This window comes from uncultured Holdemanella sp., assembly GCF_958348295.1.
GTDB lineage: Bacteria > Bacillota_I > Bacilli_A > Erysipelotrichales > Erysipelotrichaceae > Holdemanella.
Window position 1 is genome coordinate 1 of sequence record NZ_CATVYQ010000045.1, and the last position, 19,987, is coordinate 19,987.

General features: G+C 35.7%; 32 protein-coding genes, 1 pseudogene and 1 riboswitch. Of the genes and pseudogenes, 29 read left to right on the plus strand and 4 right to left on the minus strand.

Going from position 1 to position 19,987, the window contains the following annotated elements:
• Positions 1-86: 86 nt before the first annotated feature.
• The 3 genes and pseudogenes from mgtE to Q3907_RS08380 all read right to left on the minus strand — a co-directional run.
• Positions 87-1,427: a magnesium transporter gene (gene mgtE / locus Q3907_RS08370; RefSeq protein WP_295760240.1), complete on the minus strand. Its 1,341-nt coding sequence runs from the start codon at positions 1,425-1,427 to the stop codon at positions 87-89.
• 121 nt (positions 1,428-1,548) lie between these two features.
• Positions 1,549-1,714: riboswitch (M-box (ykoK) riboswitch) on the minus strand.
• Positions 1,715-1,776: 62 nt separating this feature from the next.
• Positions 1,777-2,430 (minus strand): LysR family transcriptional regulator substrate-binding protein, encoded by a 654-nt coding sequence (locus Q3907_RS08375; protein WP_301897975.1) that lies wholly within the window; start codon positions 2,428-2,430, stop codon positions 1,777-1,779.
• An 81-nt stretch (positions 2,431-2,511) separates the two neighbouring features.
• Positions 2,512-2,637 (minus strand): annotated as a pseudogene (locus Q3907_RS08380) (LysR family transcriptional regulator); the annotation flags it as partial.
• A 137-nt stretch (positions 2,638-2,774) separates the two neighbouring features.
• On the opposite strand from Q3907_RS08380, the gene Q3907_RS08385 reads away from it, so the two are divergent.
• Together Q3907_RS08385 and Q3907_RS08390 are read left to right on the plus strand one after the other, a co-directional pair.
• On the plus strand, positions 2,775-3,461 hold the full coding sequence (locus tag Q3907_RS08385; RefSeq protein ID WP_301897968.1) for an AzlC family ABC transporter permease: 687 nt from the start codon (positions 2,775-2,777) through the stop codon (positions 3,459-3,461).
• Entirely contained in the window at positions 3,454-3,756 is a 303-nt protein-coding gene (locus Q3907_RS08390; protein ID WP_301897969.1) for an AzlD domain-containing protein, read from the plus strand. The genes Q3907_RS08385 and Q3907_RS08390 overlap by 8 nt, the downstream gene beginning before the upstream one ends.
• A 22-nt stretch (positions 3,757-3,778) precedes the next feature.
• On the opposite strand, the gene Q3907_RS08395 is transcribed toward Q3907_RS08390, so the two are convergent.
• Positions 3,779-4,543: a bifunctional 2-polyprenyl-6-hydroxyphenol methylase/3-demethylubiquinol 3-O-methyltransferase UbiG gene (locus Q3907_RS08395; RefSeq protein ID WP_295561210.1), complete on the minus strand. Its 765-nt coding sequence runs from the start codon at positions 4,541-4,543 to the stop codon at positions 3,779-3,781.
• Positions 4,544-4,680: 137 nt separating this feature from the next.
• On the opposite strand from Q3907_RS08395, the gene Q3907_RS08400 reads away from it, so the two are divergent.
• The 27 genes from Q3907_RS08400 to rpmJ all read left to right on the plus strand — a co-directional run.
• Positions 4,681-5,820 carry a GDSL-type esterase/lipase family protein gene (locus Q3907_RS08400; protein WP_301897970.1) on the plus strand — a complete coding sequence of 380 codons (1,140 nt, stop codon included), beginning with the start codon at positions 4,681-4,683 and terminating at the stop codon, positions 5,818-5,820.
• A gap of 137 nt (positions 5,821-5,957) precedes the next feature.
• Positions 5,958-6,845 carry a Gfo/Idh/MocA family protein gene (locus Q3907_RS08405; protein ID WP_301897971.1) on the plus strand — a complete coding sequence of 296 codons (888 nt, stop codon included), beginning with the start codon at positions 5,958-5,960 and terminating at the stop codon, positions 6,843-6,845.
• Positions 6,842-7,630: a glycoside hydrolase family 25 protein gene (locus Q3907_RS08410; protein WP_301897972.1), complete on the plus strand. Its 789-nt coding sequence runs from the start codon at positions 6,842-6,844 to the stop codon at positions 7,628-7,630. The genes Q3907_RS08405 and Q3907_RS08410 overlap by 4 nt, the downstream gene beginning before the upstream one ends.
• A 16-nt stretch (positions 7,631-7,646) precedes the next feature.
• Positions 7,647-8,510, plus strand: coding sequence for a proline iminopeptidase (gene pepI / locus Q3907_RS08415; protein WP_301897973.1), 864 nt, complete (start codon positions 7,647-7,649; stop codon positions 8,508-8,510).
• 333 nt (positions 8,511-8,843) lie between these two features.
• Positions 8,844-9,155 carry a 30S ribosomal protein S10 gene (gene rpsJ, locus Q3907_RS08420; protein WP_003864845.1) on the plus strand — a complete coding sequence of 104 codons (312 nt, stop codon included), beginning with the start codon at positions 8,844-8,846 and terminating at the stop codon, positions 9,153-9,155.
• 14 nt (positions 9,156-9,169) lie between these two features.
• Complete coding sequence (gene rplC / locus Q3907_RS08425) at positions 9,170-9,862, plus strand: 50S ribosomal protein L3 (RefSeq protein WP_040466218.1); 693 nt, start codon at positions 9,170-9,172, stop codon at positions 9,860-9,862.
• The gene (gene rplD, locus Q3907_RS08430; RefSeq protein WP_003864843.1) at positions 9,862-10,491 is read left to right on the plus strand and encodes a 50S ribosomal protein L4; all 630 of its coding nucleotides are present in this window, start codon (positions 9,862-9,864) and stop codon (positions 10,489-10,491) included. Before rplC ends, rplD begins: the two co-directional genes overlap by 1 nt.
• Positions 10,491-10,784, plus strand: coding sequence for a 50S ribosomal protein L23 (gene rplW, locus Q3907_RS08435; protein WP_003864842.1), 294 nt, complete (start codon positions 10,491-10,493; stop codon positions 10,782-10,784). The genes rplD and rplW overlap by 1 nt, the downstream gene beginning before the upstream one ends.
• A gap of 58 nt (positions 10,785-10,842) precedes the next feature.
• Positions 10,843-11,676: a 50S ribosomal protein L2 gene (gene rplB / locus Q3907_RS08440; RefSeq protein ID WP_295645095.1), complete on the plus strand. Its 834-nt coding sequence runs from the start codon at positions 10,843-10,845 to the stop codon at positions 11,674-11,676.
• Positions 11,677-11,694: 18 nt separating this feature from the next.
• A complete protein-coding gene (gene rpsS / locus Q3907_RS08445) occupies positions 11,695-11,970 on the plus strand; it encodes a 30S ribosomal protein S19 (RefSeq protein WP_003864840.1) in 276 nt (91 codons plus the stop codon).
• Positions 11,971-11,984: 14 nt separating this feature from the next.
• Positions 11,985-12,320, plus strand: coding sequence for a 50S ribosomal protein L22 (rplV, locus tag Q3907_RS08450; RefSeq protein WP_003864839.1), 336 nt, complete (start codon positions 11,985-11,987; stop codon positions 12,318-12,320).
• Positions 12,321-12,330: 10 nt separating this feature from the next.
• On the plus strand, positions 12,331-13,143 hold the full coding sequence (gene rpsC / locus Q3907_RS08455; RefSeq protein ID WP_295561227.1) for a 30S ribosomal protein S3: 813 nt from the start codon (positions 12,331-12,333) through the stop codon (positions 13,141-13,143).
• Positions 13,143-13,559 carry a 50S ribosomal protein L16 gene (rplP, locus tag Q3907_RS08460; RefSeq protein ID WP_003864837.1) on the plus strand — a complete coding sequence of 139 codons (417 nt, stop codon included), beginning with the start codon at positions 13,143-13,145 and terminating at the stop codon, positions 13,557-13,559. The genes rpsC and rplP overlap by 1 nt, the downstream gene beginning before the upstream one ends.
• Positions 13,559-13,759 carry a 50S ribosomal protein L29 gene (rpmC, locus tag Q3907_RS08465; RefSeq protein WP_003864836.1) on the plus strand — a complete coding sequence of 67 codons (201 nt, stop codon included), beginning with the start codon at positions 13,559-13,561 and terminating at the stop codon, positions 13,757-13,759. The genes rplP and rpmC overlap by 1 nt, the downstream gene beginning before the upstream one ends.
• A gap of 14 nt (positions 13,760-13,773) precedes the next feature.
• Complete coding sequence (rpsQ, locus tag Q3907_RS08470) at positions 13,774-14,031, plus strand: 30S ribosomal protein S17 (RefSeq protein ID WP_295645091.1); 258 nt, start codon at positions 13,774-13,776, stop codon at positions 14,029-14,031.
• Positions 14,032-14,049: 18 nt separating this feature from the next.
• Complete coding sequence (gene rplN / locus Q3907_RS08475) at positions 14,050-14,418, plus strand: 50S ribosomal protein L14 (protein WP_281739928.1); 369 nt, start codon at positions 14,050-14,052, stop codon at positions 14,416-14,418.
• Between the two features lie 13 nt (positions 14,419-14,431).
• Complete coding sequence (rplX, locus tag Q3907_RS08480) at positions 14,432-14,752, plus strand: 50S ribosomal protein L24 (RefSeq protein ID WP_295561229.1); 321 nt, start codon at positions 14,432-14,434, stop codon at positions 14,750-14,752.
• A gap of 11 nt (positions 14,753-14,763) precedes the next feature.
• Positions 14,764-15,303 (plus strand): 50S ribosomal protein L5, encoded by a 540-nt coding sequence (rplE, locus tag Q3907_RS08485; protein WP_118325833.1) that lies wholly within the window; start codon positions 14,764-14,766, stop codon positions 15,301-15,303.
• 13 nt (positions 15,304-15,316) lie between these two features.
• On the plus strand, positions 15,317-15,502 hold the full coding sequence (locus Q3907_RS08490; RefSeq protein ID WP_003864831.1) for a type Z 30S ribosomal protein S14: 186 nt from the start codon (positions 15,317-15,319) through the stop codon (positions 15,500-15,502).
• 15 nt (positions 15,503-15,517) lie between these two features.
• Positions 15,518-15,913 (plus strand): 30S ribosomal protein S8, encoded by a 396-nt coding sequence (gene rpsH / locus Q3907_RS08495; protein WP_117572739.1) that lies wholly within the window; start codon positions 15,518-15,520, stop codon positions 15,911-15,913.
• A 25-nt stretch (positions 15,914-15,938) separates the two neighbouring features.
• Complete coding sequence (gene rplF / locus Q3907_RS08500; RefSeq protein ID WP_295561232.1) at positions 15,939-16,484, plus strand: 50S ribosomal protein L6; 546 nt, start codon at positions 15,939-15,941, stop codon at positions 16,482-16,484.
• 21 nt (positions 16,485-16,505) lie between these two features.
• Entirely contained in the window at positions 16,506-16,862 is a 357-nt protein-coding gene (gene rplR / locus Q3907_RS08505; protein ID WP_003864828.1) for a 50S ribosomal protein L18, read from the plus strand.
• 17 nt (positions 16,863-16,879) lie between these two features.
• Positions 16,880-17,383 (plus strand): 30S ribosomal protein S5, encoded by a 504-nt coding sequence (gene rpsE, locus Q3907_RS08510; RefSeq protein WP_295561237.1) that lies wholly within the window; start codon positions 16,880-16,882, stop codon positions 17,381-17,383.
• A gap of 15 nt (positions 17,384-17,398) precedes the next feature.
• Positions 17,399-17,836, plus strand: a complete 438-nt coding sequence (rplO, locus tag Q3907_RS08515) for a 50S ribosomal protein L15 (RefSeq protein ID WP_295561233.1) — start codon at positions 17,399-17,401, stop codon at positions 17,834-17,836.
• A 1-nt stretch (position 17,837) separates the two neighbouring features.
• Positions 17,838-19,133 carry a preprotein translocase subunit SecY gene (secY, locus tag Q3907_RS08520; RefSeq protein ID WP_301897974.1) on the plus strand — a complete coding sequence of 432 codons (1,296 nt, stop codon included), beginning with the start codon at positions 17,838-17,840 and terminating at the stop codon, positions 19,131-19,133.
• A 19-nt stretch (positions 19,134-19,152) separates the two neighbouring features.
• Complete coding sequence (locus tag Q3907_RS08525) at positions 19,153-19,803, plus strand: adenylate kinase (protein WP_295561236.1); 651 nt, start codon at positions 19,153-19,155, stop codon at positions 19,801-19,803.
• Between the two features lie 133 nt (positions 19,804-19,936).
• On the plus strand, positions 19,937-19,987 hold a 51-nt coding region (gene rpmJ / locus Q3907_RS10740; RefSeq protein ID WP_217256559.1), incomplete at its 3' end, for a 50S ribosomal protein L36.

A 19,987-nucleotide genomic window follows, 5' to 3' on the forward strand; every position in this document is an offset into this window, starting at 1 on the left:
ACAAGTCTATTTGACATTAATGATGTCTATATCCTGTTTTATTAAATGTGTCTTTGCGTTTAAAAAAAGAGATGATTTCTCACCTCTCAAACAACAATATTAAATACATGAACCGCAATATTGAAATAAACTAAAATAGAACAAGTATCCACAATTGTAGTAATCAATGGACTTGCCATAATGGCAGGGTCTACACCGAATTTATTCGCAAACAATGGAAGAATACAACCAATGAATTTGGCAATAATAACGACAACCATTAATGAAAGAGCAACAACGATTGCGATATTGAAGTTTTGGTACTGAATGAAAATACGTAAGCCATTGGCTACAGCTAAAATGGATCCAACAATTAATGAAATTCTAAATTCTTTAAACATAACTTTAAAAATTTCTTTAAAGTGGATTTCACCCAAAGCCAAACCACGAATGATCAAAGTGGAACTTTGAGAACCACAGTTTCCACCCGTATCCATCAACATGGGAATAAAGGATACAAGTAATGGTACAGCGCTGAAGGCATTTTCATATCGAGTAATAATGCTTCCGGTGATTGTTGCAGAAAACATCAAAACGAGTAACCATAAAATACGGTGTTTTGCCTGTTGCCAAACTGTAGTTTCAAAATATGTTTTTTCATTGGGTTCCATGGCAGCCATACGCGAAATATCTTCGTTGGTTTCATCAACCATAACGTCCATGGCATCATCAAATGTCACAATACCAACTAAACATCCATCACTATCTAGTACAGGCATCGCAATTAAATCATATTTTCTAAATAAGTGAGCCACTTGCTCTTGGTCAGTATGTGTATGTACTGAAATAATATTTGTGTTCATCAGATTTGTGATGTTTTCATCATCATCACTTGTCATTAAACTTTTGGCAGTGACAATACCCATCAATCTTTTATTTTCAGTGACATAACAAGTATAAATTGTCTCTTTATGGATACCAATCTCTTTAATATGGTTCATGGCCTGTTTTACTGTCATTGTCTTTTTTAATGTGACATATTCAGTTGTCATGATGGATCCAGCACTGTCTTCAGGATATTTTAATAGTTTATTAATGGTTGATCTTTTCGTTGAATCCAAGTTTTTCAAAATACGCGTAACTAAGTTTGCGGGTAGATCCTCTAACATATCGACTGTATCATCCATATATAAATCATCCAATAATTCCTTTAATTCAGTTTCAGAAAACATATCTACCAAATATGTCTGCATCTTTGAATTCATGCATGAGAATACATCGGCAGCTTTTTCTTTAGAAATTAAGCGAAATGCCAAAGCACATTCTTTCGCATCTAATTCTTCTAAAAAGGCGGCTGTATCCATATCGTTCATTTCGGAAAGTGTGTGTTGTGCAGTTTTGTATTTTTTGTCTTGTAGTAATTGAATGAATTCTTCTTTGTTCATCATGATTATGTACCTCTGCTTTCTTAATATAATTCAAACTATTCCCATCCGGATCCGTACACATACAAACCTCACCTCCTTATAAACAAAAGAAAACGTCATTGCCTAAACAATGACGTCATTAACCTAAGTATCACCGTTCAAGCTTTAGTATCACAGGGCATATAATTACATTAAGCCAAGCCTTTGCGACTTTGCCTGCTGACCAACGAGTCGTGTCTCCACAACTTTGCGGCAGTAATCTTAGGAAATCCAAATCCCTGCGGTAACCTCACCTACCGTATATCTTTATGTACGTGAAAAGAATAATATAAATTAGTAAGTGAGTCAACCTAAACAGTAAAAAATAATGTTAAATTTTAATAATATGAAAACTATCTTTGTCTTTAAGGATTTCTGGTGTCTTTTTAAGAATGAAATCTAAAAATGTTTTGCCTGCATAAGACAAAGTATCATAATTATTATAGGCAATTCCAACATGACGAAATAGATTTTCTTGAATAGGAATCAAACACAAATCATCATAATCGCTCAAAGCATTTTGATAAAGAATTGAAATGCCTAAATTCTGGCGTATCATAGCTAGAATTGTGGAATCATCATATACTTTATGTTTGATTTGAACAGGTAAGTTTAAAGAATGAAACATATTAATAGGTAAAGAATATTCTCCTTCATCTAATTGAATGAAAGGATATTTTGCGATTTGTTTCATACCTAAAACATTGTATTTAGCCAACACATGATTTTGAGGAACAAGCGCAAACATTTCATCATAATACAATTCTTGATATTGAACTTGTTGGATGGCATCAATACAAGTGAATCCCAAATCAAGACTTCCTTCTAATAATTGTTGTTCAATATTTGTATATTCACTTTGATACAATTCAAATTGTACATTTGGATAAATCTGAATAAACTCTTCCATTAAAGAAGGTAAAAGATGTCTAGACACACTTGTAAATGTACCAATCTTTAATATAGCTTGATTCAATCCTTTCATTTCCTTTTTCTTAGTATGAAGATTATCAAGACTTGCCTGAACTGATTTTAAATAGGGGAGATATGCAAGTCCATCATGACTTAGGGAAACACCGCTTTTTTGTCGAATGAATAAAGTGGTTTCTAATTCTTCTTCCAAAGCCTTGATAGTTTGTGAAACTGCACTCTGTGAATATCCAATCTCTTTAGCGGCTTGACTAATTGTCTTTGTTTCTAATACTTAAAAAAAAACATCGTATTTTGTTAGATTCATATCTATCACATTTCCTTATGGAAGTATTATAAATATTTGTTTTACAAATAACAACACAATTCTTATAATGCATAGAAATAGGAAGTGAAATTATGGAATTTAAAAAAGGAATCAAAGACAGTATTCCAGTTGGATTGGGTTATTTTGCGGTTTCCTTTTCACTTGGAATCATCGCAAAAAATGTAGGCCTATCACCAATACAAGGCTTTTTGACTAGCTTGTTTATCAATGCATCAGCCGGAGAATATGCTGTCTTTTTAATGATCAGTACACATGGTACATTTATTCAGATGATCATAATGACTTTAGTCAGCAATGCACGCTATTTTTTAATGAGCTTTGCGCTAAGCCAAAAGATTGAAGAAAAAACAACTTTGGTTCATAGAATGTGTATAGGTTTTGATTTAACCGATGAATTATTCGGTTTGGCAATCAACCATAAAGGAAAAGTAAACTATAAATATATTTATGGTACCTATTTGGTGGCACTTCCATGTTGGGCATTTGGCACAGCACTAGGAATTATTGCCGGAAATAGTCTTCCTACAAAAATTGTAACTAGTTTAAGCGTAGCACTATACGGCATGTTTTTAGCTATTATTATTCCCCAGGCAAAGAAAGATCGAGTTGTAGGTGTTCTTGTTGTTGTGAGTTTCTTGTTGAGCTACGTTTGTAAAGATATGCCAATCTCAAGTGGAACAAGGACCATTTTATTAACAATCATTATTTCAATGGCAGCCGCCATTATTAAACCTAGAAAGAAGGAAGAAAATGTCTAATCCAATGATGTATGTAGCTACAATGGCAGTTGTTACATATTTAATTCGTGTATTGCCATTAACGCTTTTAAACAAACCCATTACTAATATATATATTCAGTCATTTTTATATTATGTTCCTTATGTGACTTTGGCGGTGATGACATTTCCTACTATATTGTATGAAACAAATTCACAACTTGCTGGACTTGCAGCACTTATAGTTGGGATTGTTTTGGCATGGAAAGATAAAAGTCTATTTCAAGTATCAGTTGCATGCTGTTTCGTAGTTTTAACAATGGAATATATAATATAAAAATAATGCCACAAAAGTGACATTATTTTTTTAATATATCTATTGTATGTGAACTAGCACCAATCAGTTCTTGTCTTTCACAAGTGGAAAGATGATATTTGATGAATAACTCAAATGTTTCATCATCCATCTTATTCAAGATAGGACGCATATAATCGCTTGGACCATCTGCAGCAATAATTTGAATGCGTTCTAAACCAACTTCTTCATTTAATTTGTTGATTGTATCTAGGCGAATGTAGCTATATAAATCATCAATGTTTGTTTGGGTTTGAAATGTTTCATCTAATTTACCATTATTTAATGATTCTTTAATATGTCCATCTCTAAAACCATGAACAAGAACGCTATATTCATTCATGACGTAAGCAACAAAAATAATTCCATTAGCTTTAGTAACACGTTTAGCTTCGGACAATGCTTTTAATTTATCTTCATAACTAAATAAATGATACATGGGTCCAAATAGTAAAGTGATATCAAAAGTGTTGTCTTGATATCGTGATAAATCTAAAGCTGTTCCTTGATAGGCTTTCACATTGCTTTTTTTTGCTTTTAAAACACCAAGATTGTATTTCACAAGTTCAATCGCATCGACTTGATATCCTTCGTTACTTAAGGCAACACTATATCTGCCAGTTCCTGCTCCAATATCTAATATACGATTTTCAGGTTTTAAATATTTGTGAATATATTTCATGCTTGTTGTATATTCAACTTGGCCATGTCTTGATAAGAGTCTTTTATCTTCACAAAATTTACCGTAATAATTTTCTAATTTACTCATGCATTATTTCCTCAACTTCTTTAATATAATAAGGTATATGTTTGGATTTTTGCAATGTTTCATGTATGATTATTTATGGATAAAAACATAAGTGTTAATGATGTAGAAATAGATAATAAATAATTTGGAGGTTAACTATGGAAAAAGAATATAAAGCAATATATGGACAGGCAATGTCGATTGTTACACATAAACCAAGTCAATATGCTAAAAATATTACATTACGCTATCCTATGAAATCTACATTTGAAGGAGACAAGGTGCGTATCTGTTTAGATAACTTTACAGGAAAAGAAGGCGTTGTTTTTGATTCAATCACAATAGGTAGAGTGATTAGTGGACGTGATTTAGATCCAACATCTATTGTTGATATTACTTTTAATGGTTCTAAAGGACTTCACTTAGATGTGGGAGAACAATGTTATAGTGATCCATTAGATTTTAAAGTGCATGAACAAGAAACTATTGCTATTAGTTTCTATTTAAAAGAGTTTACACATTTACGCTGTGGAGTATACACACAAGGACCATTAAGTACAGGTTATTTTGGAGAAGGTGATTTCTCTCATGCAGGTATTATGGATCATGCTTCAAGTATGAAAACACCTTGGGTATTTTTCTTAAGCGAAGTAGCAGTGTTTACAGATGCTAAAAATCAAGTAATTACATGTTATGGAGATTCAATTACTTCTCAGGATTGGCCGGATTATCTACAGAAGTTGATGTGGGAAAACAATAAAAAGGTGTCTGTTGTTCGAAAAGCAGTTAGTGGAACGCGTATTTTAAGACAATATTCTTGTGTTCAATATGAAGCCTATGGATTAAAAGGAGATTATCGCTTTGGACATGAAATGCATGTTGCAGGAAGTGATACATTGATTATTCTGCAAGGAATCAATGATATTATTCATCCTGTAGGTGTCGAAAAAAATGAGTTTAGACCATGGCAAGATCTTCCATCAAGTCAAGATTTGATTGAGGGACTAAGAAAATATGTAAAGCATGCGAAATCATTAGGGATGAAAGTGTATATTGGTACTTTGATTCCGATTGAAGGATGGCGTACATATGCATATTTTAGAGAGAACTTGCGTAATGAAGTCAATGAATGGATTCGTACAACAGATGAGATTGATGGTGTTATCGATTTTGATAAAGATATTTGTGATGGGCATAAGATGCAAGATGAATTTGATAGCGGAGATCATTTACATCCAAGTGATAAGGGTTATGCGCAAATGGCAAAAACAGCCTATAATAAAATGTCCATGGAATAATTCCATGGACATTCTTCATATATGAAAGAAATAGGCAGAAGAGATAAGTATAGTGAGCAAATGAGGTTAACTGCTTATTTCTCTATATATAATAAGAGATATAGTTTAAAGTAATCTTAAAGAAGGTGAATGAAAAAATGATTCGAATAGGAGTCTATGGACTTGGAAAAATTAGCCATCGTGTGATTCAAGGAATTCTATATGCGAATAATGCAGATTTATATGCAGTGTGTTCTTCTAGTTTGGAAAAGGCAAATGCCTTTAAAAAAGAATATAGTGCAGAAAAAGCATATGATGATTATGAGCAAATGCTTCATGATCAAAATTTAGATATGATTTATATTTGTACGCCAAATTATTTGCATGCAAAGCACATACAAATGGCTTTGAAGAATTTTAAACATGTAATCTGTGAAAAACCAATGTGCGTATCTTCAAAAGAATTGGATGAATGTTTTGATTATGCAAAGAAACAAAATTGTTTTTTAATGGAAGCACATAAAACAGTGTTTACTCCATTGAATCAGAAATTATTTGAAATGATTTCAAATGGAGAGATTGGACAAGTGAAATCAATAGATGCACAATATGCGACAAGATTAACGGAATCCATTTCTGAATGGCATTTTAATCAGACTGGGGCAGGGTGCATGTTCGATATTGGCGTTTATCCGATTTGTTACGCAAATCGAATGGCAAATAGTAAGATAAAGCAAGTGTTTCGATTAAAAGATGAAGCTTTGATCGAATATGAAAATGGATGTGTGGCACATATTGCAACAAGTTGGGATGTGAGTATGGAAAATACGTCACATATATATGGTACAAAGGGAAGTATTACTTGTAAGAACTTTTGGAAAAATATCGAAGCATTAATAAATGAGAACCGAATGATTGTATCACAAAAGTCAGATTTTACAGGTGAAATTGAGCATGCTTGTGCTTGTGTTGAGAAAGGCTTGATTGAAAGTCCAGTCATGTCTAGAATGGCTAGTTTAGAGATATTAAAGGTTATTGGCGTATGAGAAAAATAAAAATAGGCAGAATTATGATTCTAGTTCTTGTTTCGATTCTTATTTTGACTGGTGGATTATTTAGCATCCGAACGTTATTTTGGCAAAAAAATTTGGTTGAAGAGAAAAGTTATTATGATTTGGATTTATTCACAATGGAGAATGGGTTGATGACATATAAAGATGCCTCATATGATAAATCGACAGGAATAGATGTATCCAGTCATAATCAAAGTATAGATTGGTCTTCAGTAAAACAAGATGGAATTGATTTTGCGATGATACGGATAGGATATCGAGGGGCTCAAGAAGGAATCTTACATGAGGATGAATATTTTAATTTTAATATTCAGTCGGCAATTAAGAATAAAATAAAAGTAGGAGTCTATTTTTTCTCTAGTGCTGTTAGTGATGATGAAATTGATCAAGAGGTAAATTTGGTATTAAGGAAAGTTAAAAATTATAAGATAGACATGCCAATCGTATTTGACATGGAAGAGTTTGAGCAGGGTGGAAGAATTGATGATTTGACAACTGAACAAAAAACAAATCTTGCGCTTCGATTTTGTGAGAAAATAAAAGAAGCTGGATATACGCCTATGATTTATGGAAATTTGACTTGGCTTTACCAAAATTATGATTTTGATAAAATCTCAAAGTATTCAATTTGGCTGGCTTCTTATTCTTCAACATGCCCTATGGAGGATAAGTTTGATATGTGGCAATATTCAAATAAAGGGCAGGTAGATGGAATCAATGGAGATGTAGATATAAATATATATCTACAAAAGAAATAAATGAAGGTAGAAGAAGATGAATATAATTGAAGGTTACATGCCTTTTAAAGGCTTTAAAACATATTATCGTATTGTGGATGGTGGAGATAAAACTCCTTTAATTTGTTTGCATGGAGGTCCTGGATCCACTCATAATTATTTTGAAGTGCTTGATTGCTTAGCTAAAACAGGAAGAAAAGTGATTATGTATGATCAGTTAGGATGTGGTAAATCATATGTAGAAGATCATGATGAATTATGGAATCAAGACACATGGATGGAAGAACTTGTTGCTTTGTTAGAATATTTACATATTGAATCTTGCCATTTGCTTGGACAGTCTTGGGGTGGAATGTTAGCTATTGCATATGCAATTGAAAAGAAGAATGCCAAACTTAAATCTTTGATTTTATCAAGCACATTATCTTCTGCTTCATTATGGGCTAAGGAACAACATCGTATGATTTCCTTTATGTCAGAGGATGAACAAAGAGCTATTCTAAGTGAGGATTATAATTCAAAGGAATATCTGTTAGCTAATGAGCACTATATGCAGCTTCATTGTGCTGGACCATTTGATGAAAAAACACCAGAGTGTGTCACTAGAGAAAAGAAAGTGGGACAAAGAGCTTACTTGATTGGTTGGGGTCCAAATGAGTATACGCCACTGGGGGCCTTAAAGAATTTTGAATATACAAACCGGTTGAATGAAATTGATGTACCTGCATTAATAATAAGTGGTACAAATGATTTGTGTACGCCATTAGTCGCAAAAACTATGTATGATAGTATAAAAAATGCAAAATGGCATTTAATGTCGGGATGTCGTCATATGTGTTTTGTGGATAATCATGGTATATATTGTCAATATTTAGAGGATTGGTTAGCATCTGTTGATTAAAACAGGTGCTTTTTTACATGTTTAAAAAAAATAGGTATATTTTTATTGTTTAAAAAGATATTCACGACCCACTGATATTAGTTGTCATAGTTTTTTGAAAATAAGATTTAAATTTTTGAAAAATAAAATGCGTTTAAACGCGATAAATAAAGGCTATAAAAGAAATATTAAATTTTTTTAATTTAGGGGTTGAACACGTGAAATATATGTGTTAGAATACAGGAGCTTGCGATGAAGTGCGAGGTTGCTGACCCACTGAAATCCGTTGTCATGGGTGTGGCCAGGTAATTCGCATGGAGCATGTTTATCTAGAATAAACGAAAGGAGTTAAACATGGCAAAAAATACTATGAGAATTCGCTTAAAGGCGTATGAGCACAGAATCTTAGATGATAGTGCAAAGAAAATTGTCGAAGCTGCGACAAAACACGGAGCTAAAAAAGTTGTAGGACCAGTTCCATTACCTACTGAAAAGCAGGTGGTAACAATTCTTCGTGCAGTTCACAAATACAAAGATTCACGTGAACAATTTGAAATTCGTACGCACAAGCGTTTGATTGAGATTGTTGCACCAAACAAGGAAACGATCGATTCTTTACAAAGACTTGAACTTCCTAGCGGTGTCGACATCGAAATTAAACTTTAATGGAGGTGTCAATGATGAAAGGACTATTAGGAAGAAAATTAGGAATGACACAAGTCTTCACTGAAGATGGTGTATTAATTCCAGTAACTGTAGTTGAAGTAACACCAAACGTTGTTTTACAAAAGAAAACAGTTGAAACAGATGGTTACAACGCAGTTCAATTAGGATTTGAAGAAATCAAAGAAAAACGCACGACTAAAGCAAACATCGGACACTGTAAAAAAGCAAATACAAGTCCAAAGCGTTTCATTAAAGAAGTGCGCGATTGCGACATGGATGTAAATGTTGGCGATTTAGTTAATGTTGATATCTTTGCTGCAGGAGAAACAGTAGATGTAATCGGTACAAGTAAAGGTAAAGGTTACAATGGTACAATCGTTCGTAACAATGCTCACCAAGGTCCAAAGACTCACGGTGGATCTAAGAACATTCGTCACATCGGTTCATTAGCTACAAACGGTATTACTTCACGTCAAGGACGTATCATGAAGGGTACTATTATGGCTGGTCAAGAAGGTGGATATACTACTACAAACCAAAACTTGACAGTTATTAAAGTTGATACAGAAAACAACTATATGTTAATTAAAGGTAACGTTCCTGGACCTAGAAAAGGTTGCGTAATGGTACGTACTGCTAAAACTAGCAAGGGAGATAAAGAACCTGTTACTTTAGTTGACTATACTGCAAATAAGGAGGTTCAATAATGGCTACTATCGACGTAATTAACCAAACTGGTGCAGTTGTTGGTTCAATCGAATTGAACGACGCTGTTTTCGGAATTGAACCACACCAACAGGCTATGTATGATGCATTAGTAATGCAAATGGCAAGCCGTCGTCAAGGAACTGCTGACACTAAAGGTCGTAGCGAAGTTTCTGGTGGTGGACGCAAGCCTTACCGTCAAAAAGGTACAGGACGTGCTCGTCAAGGTTCTATCCGTGCTACTCAATTTAGAGGTGGTGGAACTGTATTCGGAGCTACTCCACGTAACTATGCATACCGCATTAACAAAAAAGTTCGCCGTTTAGCAGTTAAATCTGCATTGAGCGAAAAAGTTCAAGAAACAGCATTCAGCGTTTTGGATAAATTTGAAATTGCTGAACCAAAAACAAAAACATTTGTTTCAATTATTGAAGCTATCCAAGCGCCAAAGAAAACATTGTTTGTTGTTGCTGATAGCGAAGAAGCAACAAACGTTTACTTATCAGCACGTAACATTGCTGGAGCTACAGTAATGGCTGCTTCTGCAATCAACACTTATGATTTAGTAAATGCAAACAAAGTTGTTATGACAAGCGCTGCCGTAAAACAAGTTGAGGAGGCATTGGCATAATGAAAGATTACAGAGACGTAATTATCCGCCCAATCATCACTGAAGCAACTATGAAGATGATGGCTGAAGATAATAAAGTAACTTTTGAAGTAGTTAAGGGTGTTAGCAAAATTGAAATTGCTAAAGCCGTTGAAGCTGCATTCAATGTAGAAGTTGTAAAAGTAAATACAATGAACTGCAAACCAAAAACAAAACGTGTAGGTCGTTATGTTGGAAAAACAAGCGCTGTACACAAAGCTATTGTAAAAATTAAAGAAGGACAAACAATCGAATTGTTCGGTTCTGAAGAATAATCAGGGAGAAGACGCTATTTCCTGAATAAATATTGCGATAAGGAGGAAAATTAAGTTTATGCCAATTAAGAAGTATAAACCAATGACACCTGGACGTCGTGGAATGACAACTTTGGCTAAAGATGAAATCACAACATCTAAACCAGAAAAAAGTTTGTTAGCTCCATTGAAATCTAATGGTGGAAGAAACAACACAGGACGTATTACAACACGTCATCAAGGTTCTGGACACAAAAGAACTTACCGTATCATCGATTTCAAACGTAACAAAGACAACGTGCCTGCACGTGTTGCTACAATCGAATATGATCCAAACCGTTCAGCAAACATTGCATTGTTAAACTATGCTGATGGTGAAAAACGTTATATCATCGCTCCAAAAGATTTGAAGGTTGGTATGACAGTTATCTCTGGAACAGAAACAGATATCAAAGTTGGTAACTGCTGTGAAATGAGAAACATGCCTGAAGGTACATTCATCCACAACGTTGAATTAAAACCTGGTAAAGGTGGACAGATGGCTCGTAGTGCTGGATGTTCAGCTCAAATCTTAGGTATTGAAGAAAAATATGTAACTTTACGTTTAGCTTCTGGTGAAGTTCGTAAAGTATTGGCTAACTGCCGTGCTACTGTAGGTACAGTTGGTAATGAAGATTACAGCTTAGTTAACTATGGTAAAGCAGGTCGTAACCGTTGGAGAGGTATTCGCCCAACTGTTCGTGGTTCTGTAATGAACCCTAACGATCACCCTCATGGTGGTGGTGAAGGACGTACACCTATCGGACGTAAATCACCAATGACTCCTTGGGGTAAAAAAGCATTGGGTGTTAAAACTCGTCGTAATAAGAAGGCTAGTACAAAATTAATTGTACGTCGTCGTAATGGTAAGTAGGCAAGGAGGTAAGATACAATGAGTCGTAGTTTGAAAAAAGGACCTTTCTGTGATGACCATTTGATGAAAAAGGTTGTTGCATTAAATGAAGCCGGAAAAAAAGAAGTTATTAAAACTTGGAGCCGTCGTTCTACAATCTTCCCTCAATTTGTTGAACACACATTTGCCGTTTATAACGGTAAGGAACATGTTCCTGTTTATGTAACAGAAGACATGGTTGGACACAAATTAGGTGAATTCGTTCCAACACGTAAATACACTGGTCATGGATCAGATGATAAGAAATCTAGATAGTAGGAGGAGAAGAAATGGAAGTAAAAGCTACCGCAAAAACTCTACGTATTCAACCTCGTAAAGCAAGACTAGTCTTAGACTTGATCCGTGGAAAAGACGTAGAAGAAGCAGCTGCTATTTTGAAATTCTTACCTAACAAAGGTGGATACCTTGTTGGTAAAGTGTTACACTCAGCTGTTGCTAACGCAGTTAACAATAACGATTTAGATGAAAGCAAGTTATATGTGAAGGCTTGCTGGGCTGATGAAGGAATCACAATGAAACGCTTCATGCCTCGTGCTAAAGGTAGTGCGAGTGCTATTCACAAACGTACAAGCCACATTACAGTTGTAGTGGCTGAAAAAGAGTAGGAGGTAAGCTATGGGACAGAAAGTAAGTCCAATTGGAATGCGTGTCGGAGTCATTCGTGACTGGCAATCAAGATGGTACGCTGACGATAAAGAATTCGGAACATTATTAATGGAAGATGTTAAGATTCGTGAATTGGTTGAAGCATACTACGCTAAATTATCAAACGAAGCTGTCGACAAACGTAAGGCAGACCCTCAAATCTCTCGTATCGAAATCGAACGTACAAAGGGTCGTATGACAGTAATCATCCGTACTGCTCACCCTGGTGTAGTAATCGGTCAAGATGGAAAATCAATCGAAGGATTGAAAAAGAAAGTAGCTAAAATCGCTTCTGCAAAGAACGTTCAAATTAACGTTGTAGAAGTTGCTAATCCTAACTTAGATGCTCGTTTAGTAGCTCGTTGGATTGCAAACGAATTGGAAGGACGTAAATCTTTCCGTGCAACTCAGAAAAAAGCTATTCAAAACACTATGCGTGCTGGTGCTAAAGGTATCAAAACTGCAGTATCTGGACGTCTTGGTGGAGCTGATATGGCACGTACTGAAGGATATTCAGAAGGAGTTGTTCCTTTACATACACTTCGTAGTGATATTGACTATGCTTGGGAAGAAGCTGCGACTCAATATGGTCGTTTAGGTGTAAAAGTTTGGATCTGCCGTGGTGAAGTATTACCTGGTGAAATGGTTAAAGAACCAGAAGCTCCAAAACAACGCCCAATGCGTAAAGGAAAAGGACGTCGTCGTCCAGATGCTCGTTCAAACCGTGCCCCTAAAGATGCTGCTAAAGCTGCAGCACCTGCAGAAAAAGGAGGTAACGAATAATGTTAATGCCTAAGCGTACAAAGTATCGTCGTCCTCACCGTTTGAGCTACGAAGGTCGTTCAAAAGCAGGTCGTACAATTGACTTTGGTGAATATGGATTGGTTGCTGAATCAGGAAACTATGTAAGTAACCGTCAAATTGAAGCAGCCCGTATTGCTATGACACGTTATATGAAACGTGGAGGAAATGTTTGGATTCGTATTTTCCCTCACATGGCACGTACTAAAAAACCTCTAGAGGTTCGTATGGGTTCTGGTAAAGGTGCTCCTGAAGGATGGGTAGCCGTAGTTCAACCAGGACGTGTAATGTTCGAAGTTGGTGGAGTAAGTGAAGAAGTAGCTCGTGAAGCTTTACGTCTTGCTGCTCACAAATTACCAGTTAAAACTCGTTTTGCTAGAAAAGGAGAAGTGAAGTAATGTTAGCTAAAGAAATCCGCGAAAAAACAAATGAAGAGCTTCTTCAGGAAATCGATACGCTTAAAGATGAACTTTTTAACCTTCGTTTCCAGCAAGCCACAGGACAGTTAGAAAATACAGCTCGTTTAAAAACTGTTAAGAAGACAATTGCTCGTATTAAAACTGTATTGACAGAGCGTGAAAACGCTGGTCAAGAATAGGGAGGACGTATCTAATGGAAAGAAACGCTCGTAAAGTATACCGTGGTACAGTTGTGTCTGACAAAATGGACAAAACTATCACAGTTATGGTAGAAACTAAAAAAACACACCCATTATATGGTAAACGTGTTAAATATTCTAAGAAATTTAAAGCTCACGATGAAAACAACGAAGCTCATATCGGAGATACAGTAGTAATTATGGAAACTCGTCCATTATCTGCTACTAAACGTTTCCGCTTAGTAGAAATCGTTGAAAAGGCTCGTGGTTAATACTAGGAGGAGAAAGCAATGATTCAAAACGAAAGTCGTATGCGCGTTGCTGACAACACTGGAGCTAAAGAAGTATTAGTTATCCGTTGTTTAGGTGGTAGCGTTAGAAAATTTGCAAACATCGGTGATGTCGTTGTATGTTCTGTTAAACAGGCTACTCCTGGTGGATCCGTAAAAAAAGGTGATGTAGTAAAAGCCGTAATCGTACGTACACGTCGTGGTGTTCGTCGTGAAAACGGAACTTACATCAAGTTCGATGATAACGCTTGTGTAATCATCAAAGATGATAAGACGCCAAAGGGAACTCGTATCTTCGGTCCAGTTGCACGTGAATTACGTGACAAAGACTTCATGAAGATCGTATCTCTTGCGCCAGAAGTATTATAGGAGGTGTGTCTAAGTGAACATTAAAAAAGGTGATAAAGTAAAAGTTATTACAGGTGCTTACAAAGGCACAATCGGTGAAGTAAAAGCAGTATTCCCTAAGGAAGACAGAGTTATCGTTGAAGGTGTTAACATGGTTAAAAAACACTTGAAACCAACTCAAGCTAATCCAGAAGGTGGAATTGTTGAAAAAGAAGCTAAAATTCACGTTTCAAATGTAATGCTTTATGATGAAAAAGCAAAAGTTGCTAGTCGTATTTCAACAAAAGTTGAAGTTGTAGATGGTAAAAATGTTAAAACACGTATCTTTAAAAAGAGCGGTAACGAAGTGAAGTAGGAGGGTAGAAGATGAATCGTTTACAAGAAAAATATAAAAACGTAGTTGTCCCTCAAATGATGAAAGATTTCGAATACAAATCTGTCATGGAAGTACCTCACGTTGAAAAAGTAGTAATCAATATTGGTGTTGGAGATGCAATCACTAATGCTAAATTATTAGATGAAGCTGTTGAAGAATTGGCAGCTATCACTGGTCAAGCTCCAGTTGTAACAAAAGCTAAAAAATCAATTGCGAACTTCAAATTACGTGAAGGTATGCCAATTGGATGTAAAGTTACTTTACGTAAAGAAAAAATGTATGAATTCTTAGATAAGTTATTCAACATTTCATTACCTCGTGTACGTGACTTCCGTGGAGTTAGCGATACTAGCTTTGATGGTCGTGGAAACTATACATTAGGTATTAAAGAACAAATCATTTTCCCTGAAATTGATTTCGATAAAGTAGACCGTACTCGTGGTATGGACATCGTAATCGTTACATCAGCGAAAACAAACGAAGAAGCAAAGGCATTATTAACTCAAATGGGTATGCCTTTCAAAAAGTAGGAGGAGCTTTTAAATGGCAAAGAAATCAATGATTAACAAACAACAGCGTCCTCAAAAATTTAAAGTTCGTGAGTACACTCGTTGTGAACGTTGTGGTCGTCCACACTCTGTATTAAGAAAATACAAATTATGTCGTATTTGCTTCCGTGAATTGGCTTACAAAGGTCAAATTCCTGGAGTTAAAAAGGCTAGTTGGTAAGGAGGTATATTGCATATGATTATGACTGATCCTATTGCGGATATGCTGACTAGAATCCGCAATGCTTTGCAACAAAAGCATGCCTCTGTCAGTATGCCAGCGAGCAATGAAAAGAAAGCAATTGCTCAAATTTTGAAAAATGAAGGTTTCATCGTAGACTTCAACGTAGAAGGCGATGTTAAGAAAACTTTGAACATTGAATTGAAATACGGACCTAACAATGAAAAAGTTATTAGTGGTTTACGTCGTATTTCTAAACCTGGTCTTCGTGTATACGCTAAAGTTGAAAACTTACCTAGCGTATTAAACGGATTAGGTATCGCAATCATTTCTACAAGTAATGGAATGATGACTGACAAAGAAGCAAGAAAGAACCACTTAGGTGGAGAAGTTATTGCTTACGTTTGGTAATAAATATATAGGAGGATAAAACGTAATGTCACGTATCGGGAATAAACTGATTACCGTTCCTGCAGGAGTTACTGTTGAAGTAGCTGCTGGGAATGAGGTGACTGTTAAAGGACCTAAGGGTTCTTTAACACGTACATTCTCTTCTTTGATGGAAATCCACGTAGAAGAAAATGTTGTCACTGTAAAACGTCCAAATGACGAAAAACACACAAAACAATTACACGGAACAACTCGTGCATTGTTACACAACATGGTAGTTGGTGTATCTGAAGGATTCACTAAAGACTTAGAATTAGTTGGTATCGGATTCCGTACAGCAGTGAAAGGAAACGTATTAACTATGAACGTTGGATATTCTCACCCAGTTGAGATGCCAGTTAAAGAAGGCTTAGAAGTAACTTGTCCAACTGCTACAACTATCAAAGTTGCAGGTATCGATAAACAAGAAGTTGGAGAATTTGCAGCAAATGTTCGTGCTGTTCGTAAACCAGAACCTTACAAAGGAAAAGGTATTCGCTATGTTGGTGAACACATCCGTCGTAAGGAAGGTAAAACAGCAGGTAAGAAATAGTAGTGGGAAAGGAGATCAAAAATGTTTACTAAAGTATCACGTAATGAAACTCGTGTACGTCGTCACAAACGTGTACGTACAAAAATCAGTGGAACTCCTGAATGCCCACGTTTATGCGTATTCAGAAGTAACGCACACATCCATGTACAAATCATTGATGATGTTAACCAAAACACATTGGTCAGTGCTTCAAGTGTTGACATGAAATTAGAAAATGGTGGAAACGTGGAAGCAGCTCGTTTGGTAGGAACTGAAATTGCTAAGCGTGCACTAGAAAAGAATATTAAAGAGGTTGTATTTGACCGTGGTGGATATGTTTACGCTGGTCGTGTACAAGCTTTAGCAGAAGCAGCTCGTGAAGCTGGCTTGGAATTTTAGGAGGTCGCACAATGGCAATGGATAGAAAACCAAGAAGAGACCAAAAAGAATTTGAAGAACAAGTAATCTCAATCAACCGTGTAACTAAAGTAGTTAAAGGTGGACGTCGTTTCCGTTTTGCTGCATTAGTTGTAGTTGGAGATCGTAAAGGCCGTGTTGGTGTAGGTACAGGAAAAGCTAACGAAGTTCCTGATGCAATCAAAAAAGCGGTTGAAGATGCTAAGAAAAACATCTTTACAGTACCAGTTATCGGTACAACAATCCCTCACGAAATCACTGGTAAATATGGTGCAGGATCTGTATACATGCGTCCAGCTATCGAGGGTACTGGTGTTATCGCTGGTGGTGCAACTCGTGCAATTCTTGAACTTGCAGGTATCTCTGATATCTTAACTAAATGTTTAGGATCACGTACAAAAATCAACGTTGTTCGCGCAACAGTTGATGGTTTACAGAACTTAAGAACTGTAGAAAGCGTTGCTGCGCTTCGTGGTAAGAAGCCAGAAGAAATTCGCGGGTAATAGGAGGTAAATCAGATGAAATTACATACAATGAATTTAGCCGAAACTCGCACTGAACGTAACCGTGTTGGTCGTGGACCTGGAAGCGGAAACGGAAAAACTAGCGGTCGTGGACAAAAAGGTCAAAAATCAAGATCAGGTGGAGGAGTTCGCCTTGGTTTTGAAGGTGGTCAAACACCATTAGCAAGACGTTTACCAAAACGTGGATTCACTAACTTTAATCGTAAAGAATATGCTATCGTTAACGTTGAAACATTAAATCGTTTCGAAGATGGTTCAACAGTTAATGCAGCGGCTTTAATTGAAGCTGGTGTTATCAATAAAGAACTTTCTGGACTTAAAGTTTTAGGTAACGGTGAGTTAACTAAAAAATTAACTGTTGAAGCAGTTAAATTCTCTAAGTCAGCTAAAGAAGCTATCGAAAAAGCAGGCGGAAAAGTAGAGGTTCTATAATATGGCAGGCAAGATAAAGGCAATGTGGACGAATAAGGATATCCGCAATAGGATTCTATTCACCCTATTTGCCTTTCTTGTCTATCGTTTGGGATCAGCCATTACAGTACCTGATGTAAATACAGCAGATCTTGTAAATGGTCTTGGAGAAAACTCATTATTTGCAATGTTAAATCTATTAGGAGGTGGAGGACTTGAACAGTTCTCTGTCTTCGCTTTAGGTGTTACTCCATATATTACAGCTTCTATCATTATTCAATTGTTGAGTATGGATGTTATTCCACATTTAACTGAATTGAGTAAAGCAGGAGCTAATGGTCGTAAAACGTTAGATAAGTACACTAGATATCTTGCGGTCGTTTTTGCCTTTGTACAATCATTCTCATTAGTATATGGTTTTTCAAAAACTTATACTAGTTTGATTGTCGGCGGTGTTACAATCAGTAAGATTTTATATATTGCAACAATTTTTGCTGCGGGAAGTATGTTCTTAGTGTGGATTGGAGACCAAATTTCAATGAAAGGAATTGGAAATGGTATTTCAATGGTAATTATGGCAGGTATTGTAGGGCGTATGCCACAACAATTCTCTAGTGCATGGTCAAGTTTGATTACAGGTGAGTCTGCGCCAACGTATGGAGCTTGGTTATTTGCCGCATATATTTTAGTTTATCTATTAATTATTATATTTGTTACACTAATTAATACAGCTGAAAGAAGAATTCCAATTCAATATACATCTAGTTCTATTTCATTAAGTAAACCAAGCGAAGCAAATTACTTGCCATTAAAGGTTAACTCTGCAAGTGTTATCCCAGTTATTTTTGCGAGTTCATTGATGATGGCACCAATTCAAGTAGCTTCATTCTTTCCATCTAATGATTTCATTAAAGGAATGCAAAAATGGTTAGGATTACAAACTTGGTATTCACTTATAATCTATGTATTATTGATTTTATTCTTTACGTTCTTTTATACAAAGATGCAAATCAACCCAGAAAAAATTGCTGAAAATCTTGGTAAATCTGGATCATATATCCCTAGCATTCGTCCAGGTACGGAAACAAAGGATTATATCAATCGTGTATTATCAAGAATTACTGTACTTGGATCTATAGCTTTAGCCATCATTGCTGTTATGCCACACATTATGCCACTAATTTGGCCTGATCTTCCAAGCTCAATGGCTTTAGGTGGAACAGGAATGATTATCGTTGTTGGTGTTGCTATTGAAACAGTACGTCAAGTACAAGGTTTGATTACTCAAAAATCTTACAAAAAATATTACGAAGATTAATGTCTTTAGGAGAATAGATATGAATATATTTATTATGGGAGCTCCTGGATCTGGTAAAGGTACTTTCTCTACTAAAATCAAAGAAGAATTTAACTTAAACCACATTTCAACAGGAGACATCTTCCGTGCTAATATTGCCGGAGGAACTGAATTGGGTCTACAAGCAAAAGCATATTCTGAAAAAGGATTATTAGTACCTGATGAAATCACAAATAAAATGGTTAAGGACTACTTAAATACTTTGGAAGATAAAAAGAACGGATATTTATTAGATGGATATCCAAGAACTTTAGCTCAGGCAAAAGCTTTTGAAGAAATGACTGAAGGAACTGATTTAGCAGTTGAAAAAATTGTTTATATGGATGTTCCATTTGACGAATTAACTCGTCGTATTACGGGTCGTCGTACTTGTAAAAATTGTGGAGAAATCTATAACATCTATTCCAAACCAACAAAAGTTGAAGGTGTTTGTGATGTTTGCGGTGGAGAATTAACGCAACGTAAAGACGACAACGAAGAAAGTTTGAAGGTTCGTTTAGATGAATATGCAAAGAATACTGAACCAGTAATTGCATATTATGAAGAAAAAAATATGGTTTCTAGAATTGATGCGTCAAAATCTATGGAAGAAATTTGGCCAGAATTAAAAGAAGCCTTGAAAAACAAGTAAGTTGCGCTTATAATATATAAGCGCAACTTTGCTTGCGATTATATATTCACGTTTCTGTTAAAATCCGCATGTAAACATACGCATTTTAGCAGGGCCATTAAAATACGTGAATCATTACGTAGGAGGAAGAAAGATGAAAGTAAGACCATCTGTTAAACCAATCTGCGACAAGTGTCGAGTAATT

Bases quoted from the DNA above. Each gene is read 5' to 3' on its own strand.
- mgtE (WP_295760240.1), bottom strand. From the start codon at position 1,427: ATGATGAACAAAGAAGAATTCATTCAATTACTACAAGACAAAAAATAC.
- Q3907_RS08375 (WP_301897975.1), bottom strand. From the start codon at position 2,430: ATGAAAGGATTGAATCAAGCTATATTAAAGATTGGTACATTTACAAGT.
- Q3907_RS08385 (WP_301897968.1), top strand. From the start codon at position 2,775: ATGGAATTTAAAAAAGGAATCAAAGACAGTATTCCAGTTGGATTGGGT.
- Q3907_RS08390 (WP_301897969.1), top strand. From the start codon at position 3,454: ATGTCTAATCCAATGATGTATGTAGCTACAATGGCAGTTGTTACATAT.
- Q3907_RS08395 (WP_295561210.1), bottom strand. From the start codon at position 4,543: ATGAGTAAATTAGAAAATTATTACGGTAAATTTTGTGAAGATAAAAGA.
- Q3907_RS08400 (WP_301897970.1), top strand. From the start codon at position 4,681: ATGGAAAAAGAATATAAAGCAATATATGGACAGGCAATGTCGATTGTT.
- Q3907_RS08405 (WP_301897971.1), top strand. From the start codon at position 5,958: ATGATTCGAATAGGAGTCTATGGACTTGGAAAAATTAGCCATCGTGTG.
- Q3907_RS08410 (WP_301897972.1), top strand. From the start codon at position 6,842: ATGAGAAAAATAAAAATAGGCAGAATTATGATTCTAGTTCTTGTTTCG.
- pepI (WP_301897973.1), top strand. From the start codon at position 7,647: ATGAATATAATTGAAGGTTACATGCCTTTTAAAGGCTTTAAAACATAT.
- rpsJ (WP_003864845.1), top strand. From the start codon at position 8,844: ATGGCAAAAAATACTATGAGAATTCGCTTAAAGGCGTATGAGCACAGA.
- rplC (WP_040466218.1), top strand. From the start codon at position 9,170: ATGAAAGGACTATTAGGAAGAAAATTAGGAATGACACAAGTCTTCACT.
- rplD (WP_003864843.1), top strand. From the start codon at position 9,862: ATGGCTACTATCGACGTAATTAACCAAACTGGTGCAGTTGTTGGTTCA.
- rplW (WP_003864842.1), top strand. From the start codon at position 10,491: ATGAAAGATTACAGAGACGTAATTATCCGCCCAATCATCACTGAAGCA.
- rplB (WP_295645095.1), top strand. From the start codon at position 10,843: ATGCCAATTAAGAAGTATAAACCAATGACACCTGGACGTCGTGGAATG.
- rpsS (WP_003864840.1), top strand. From the start codon at position 11,695: ATGAGTCGTAGTTTGAAAAAAGGACCTTTCTGTGATGACCATTTGATG.
- rplV (WP_003864839.1), top strand. From the start codon at position 11,985: ATGGAAGTAAAAGCTACCGCAAAAACTCTACGTATTCAACCTCGTAAA.
- rpsC (WP_295561227.1), top strand. From the start codon at position 12,331: ATGGGACAGAAAGTAAGTCCAATTGGAATGCGTGTCGGAGTCATTCGT.
- rplP (WP_003864837.1), top strand. From the start codon at position 13,143: ATGTTAATGCCTAAGCGTACAAAGTATCGTCGTCCTCACCGTTTGAGC.
- rpmC (WP_003864836.1), top strand. From the start codon at position 13,559: ATGTTAGCTAAAGAAATCCGCGAAAAAACAAATGAAGAGCTTCTTCAG.
- rpsQ (WP_295645091.1), top strand. From the start codon at position 13,774: ATGGAAAGAAACGCTCGTAAAGTATACCGTGGTACAGTTGTGTCTGAC.
- rplN (WP_281739928.1), top strand. From the start codon at position 14,050: ATGATTCAAAACGAAAGTCGTATGCGCGTTGCTGACAACACTGGAGCT.
- rplE (WP_118325833.1), top strand. From the start codon at position 14,764: ATGAATCGTTTACAAGAAAAATATAAAAACGTAGTTGTCCCTCAAATG.
- Q3907_RS08490 (WP_003864831.1), top strand. From the start codon at position 15,317: ATGGCAAAGAAATCAATGATTAACAAACAACAGCGTCCTCAAAAATTT.
- rpsH (WP_117572739.1), top strand. From the start codon at position 15,518: ATGATTATGACTGATCCTATTGCGGATATGCTGACTAGAATCCGCAAT.
- rplF (WP_295561232.1), top strand. From the start codon at position 15,939: ATGTCACGTATCGGGAATAAACTGATTACCGTTCCTGCAGGAGTTACT.
- rplR (WP_003864828.1), top strand. From the start codon at position 16,506: ATGTTTACTAAAGTATCACGTAATGAAACTCGTGTACGTCGTCACAAA.
- rpsE (WP_295561237.1), top strand. From the start codon at position 16,880: ATGGATAGAAAACCAAGAAGAGACCAAAAAGAATTTGAAGAACAAGTA.
- rplO (WP_295561233.1), top strand. From the start codon at position 17,399: ATGAAATTACATACAATGAATTTAGCCGAAACTCGCACTGAACGTAAC.
- secY (WP_301897974.1), top strand. From the start codon at position 17,838: ATGGCAGGCAAGATAAAGGCAATGTGGACGAATAAGGATATCCGCAAT.
- Q3907_RS08525 (WP_295561236.1), top strand. From the start codon at position 19,153: ATGAATATATTTATTATGGGAGCTCCTGGATCTGGTAAAGGTACTTTC.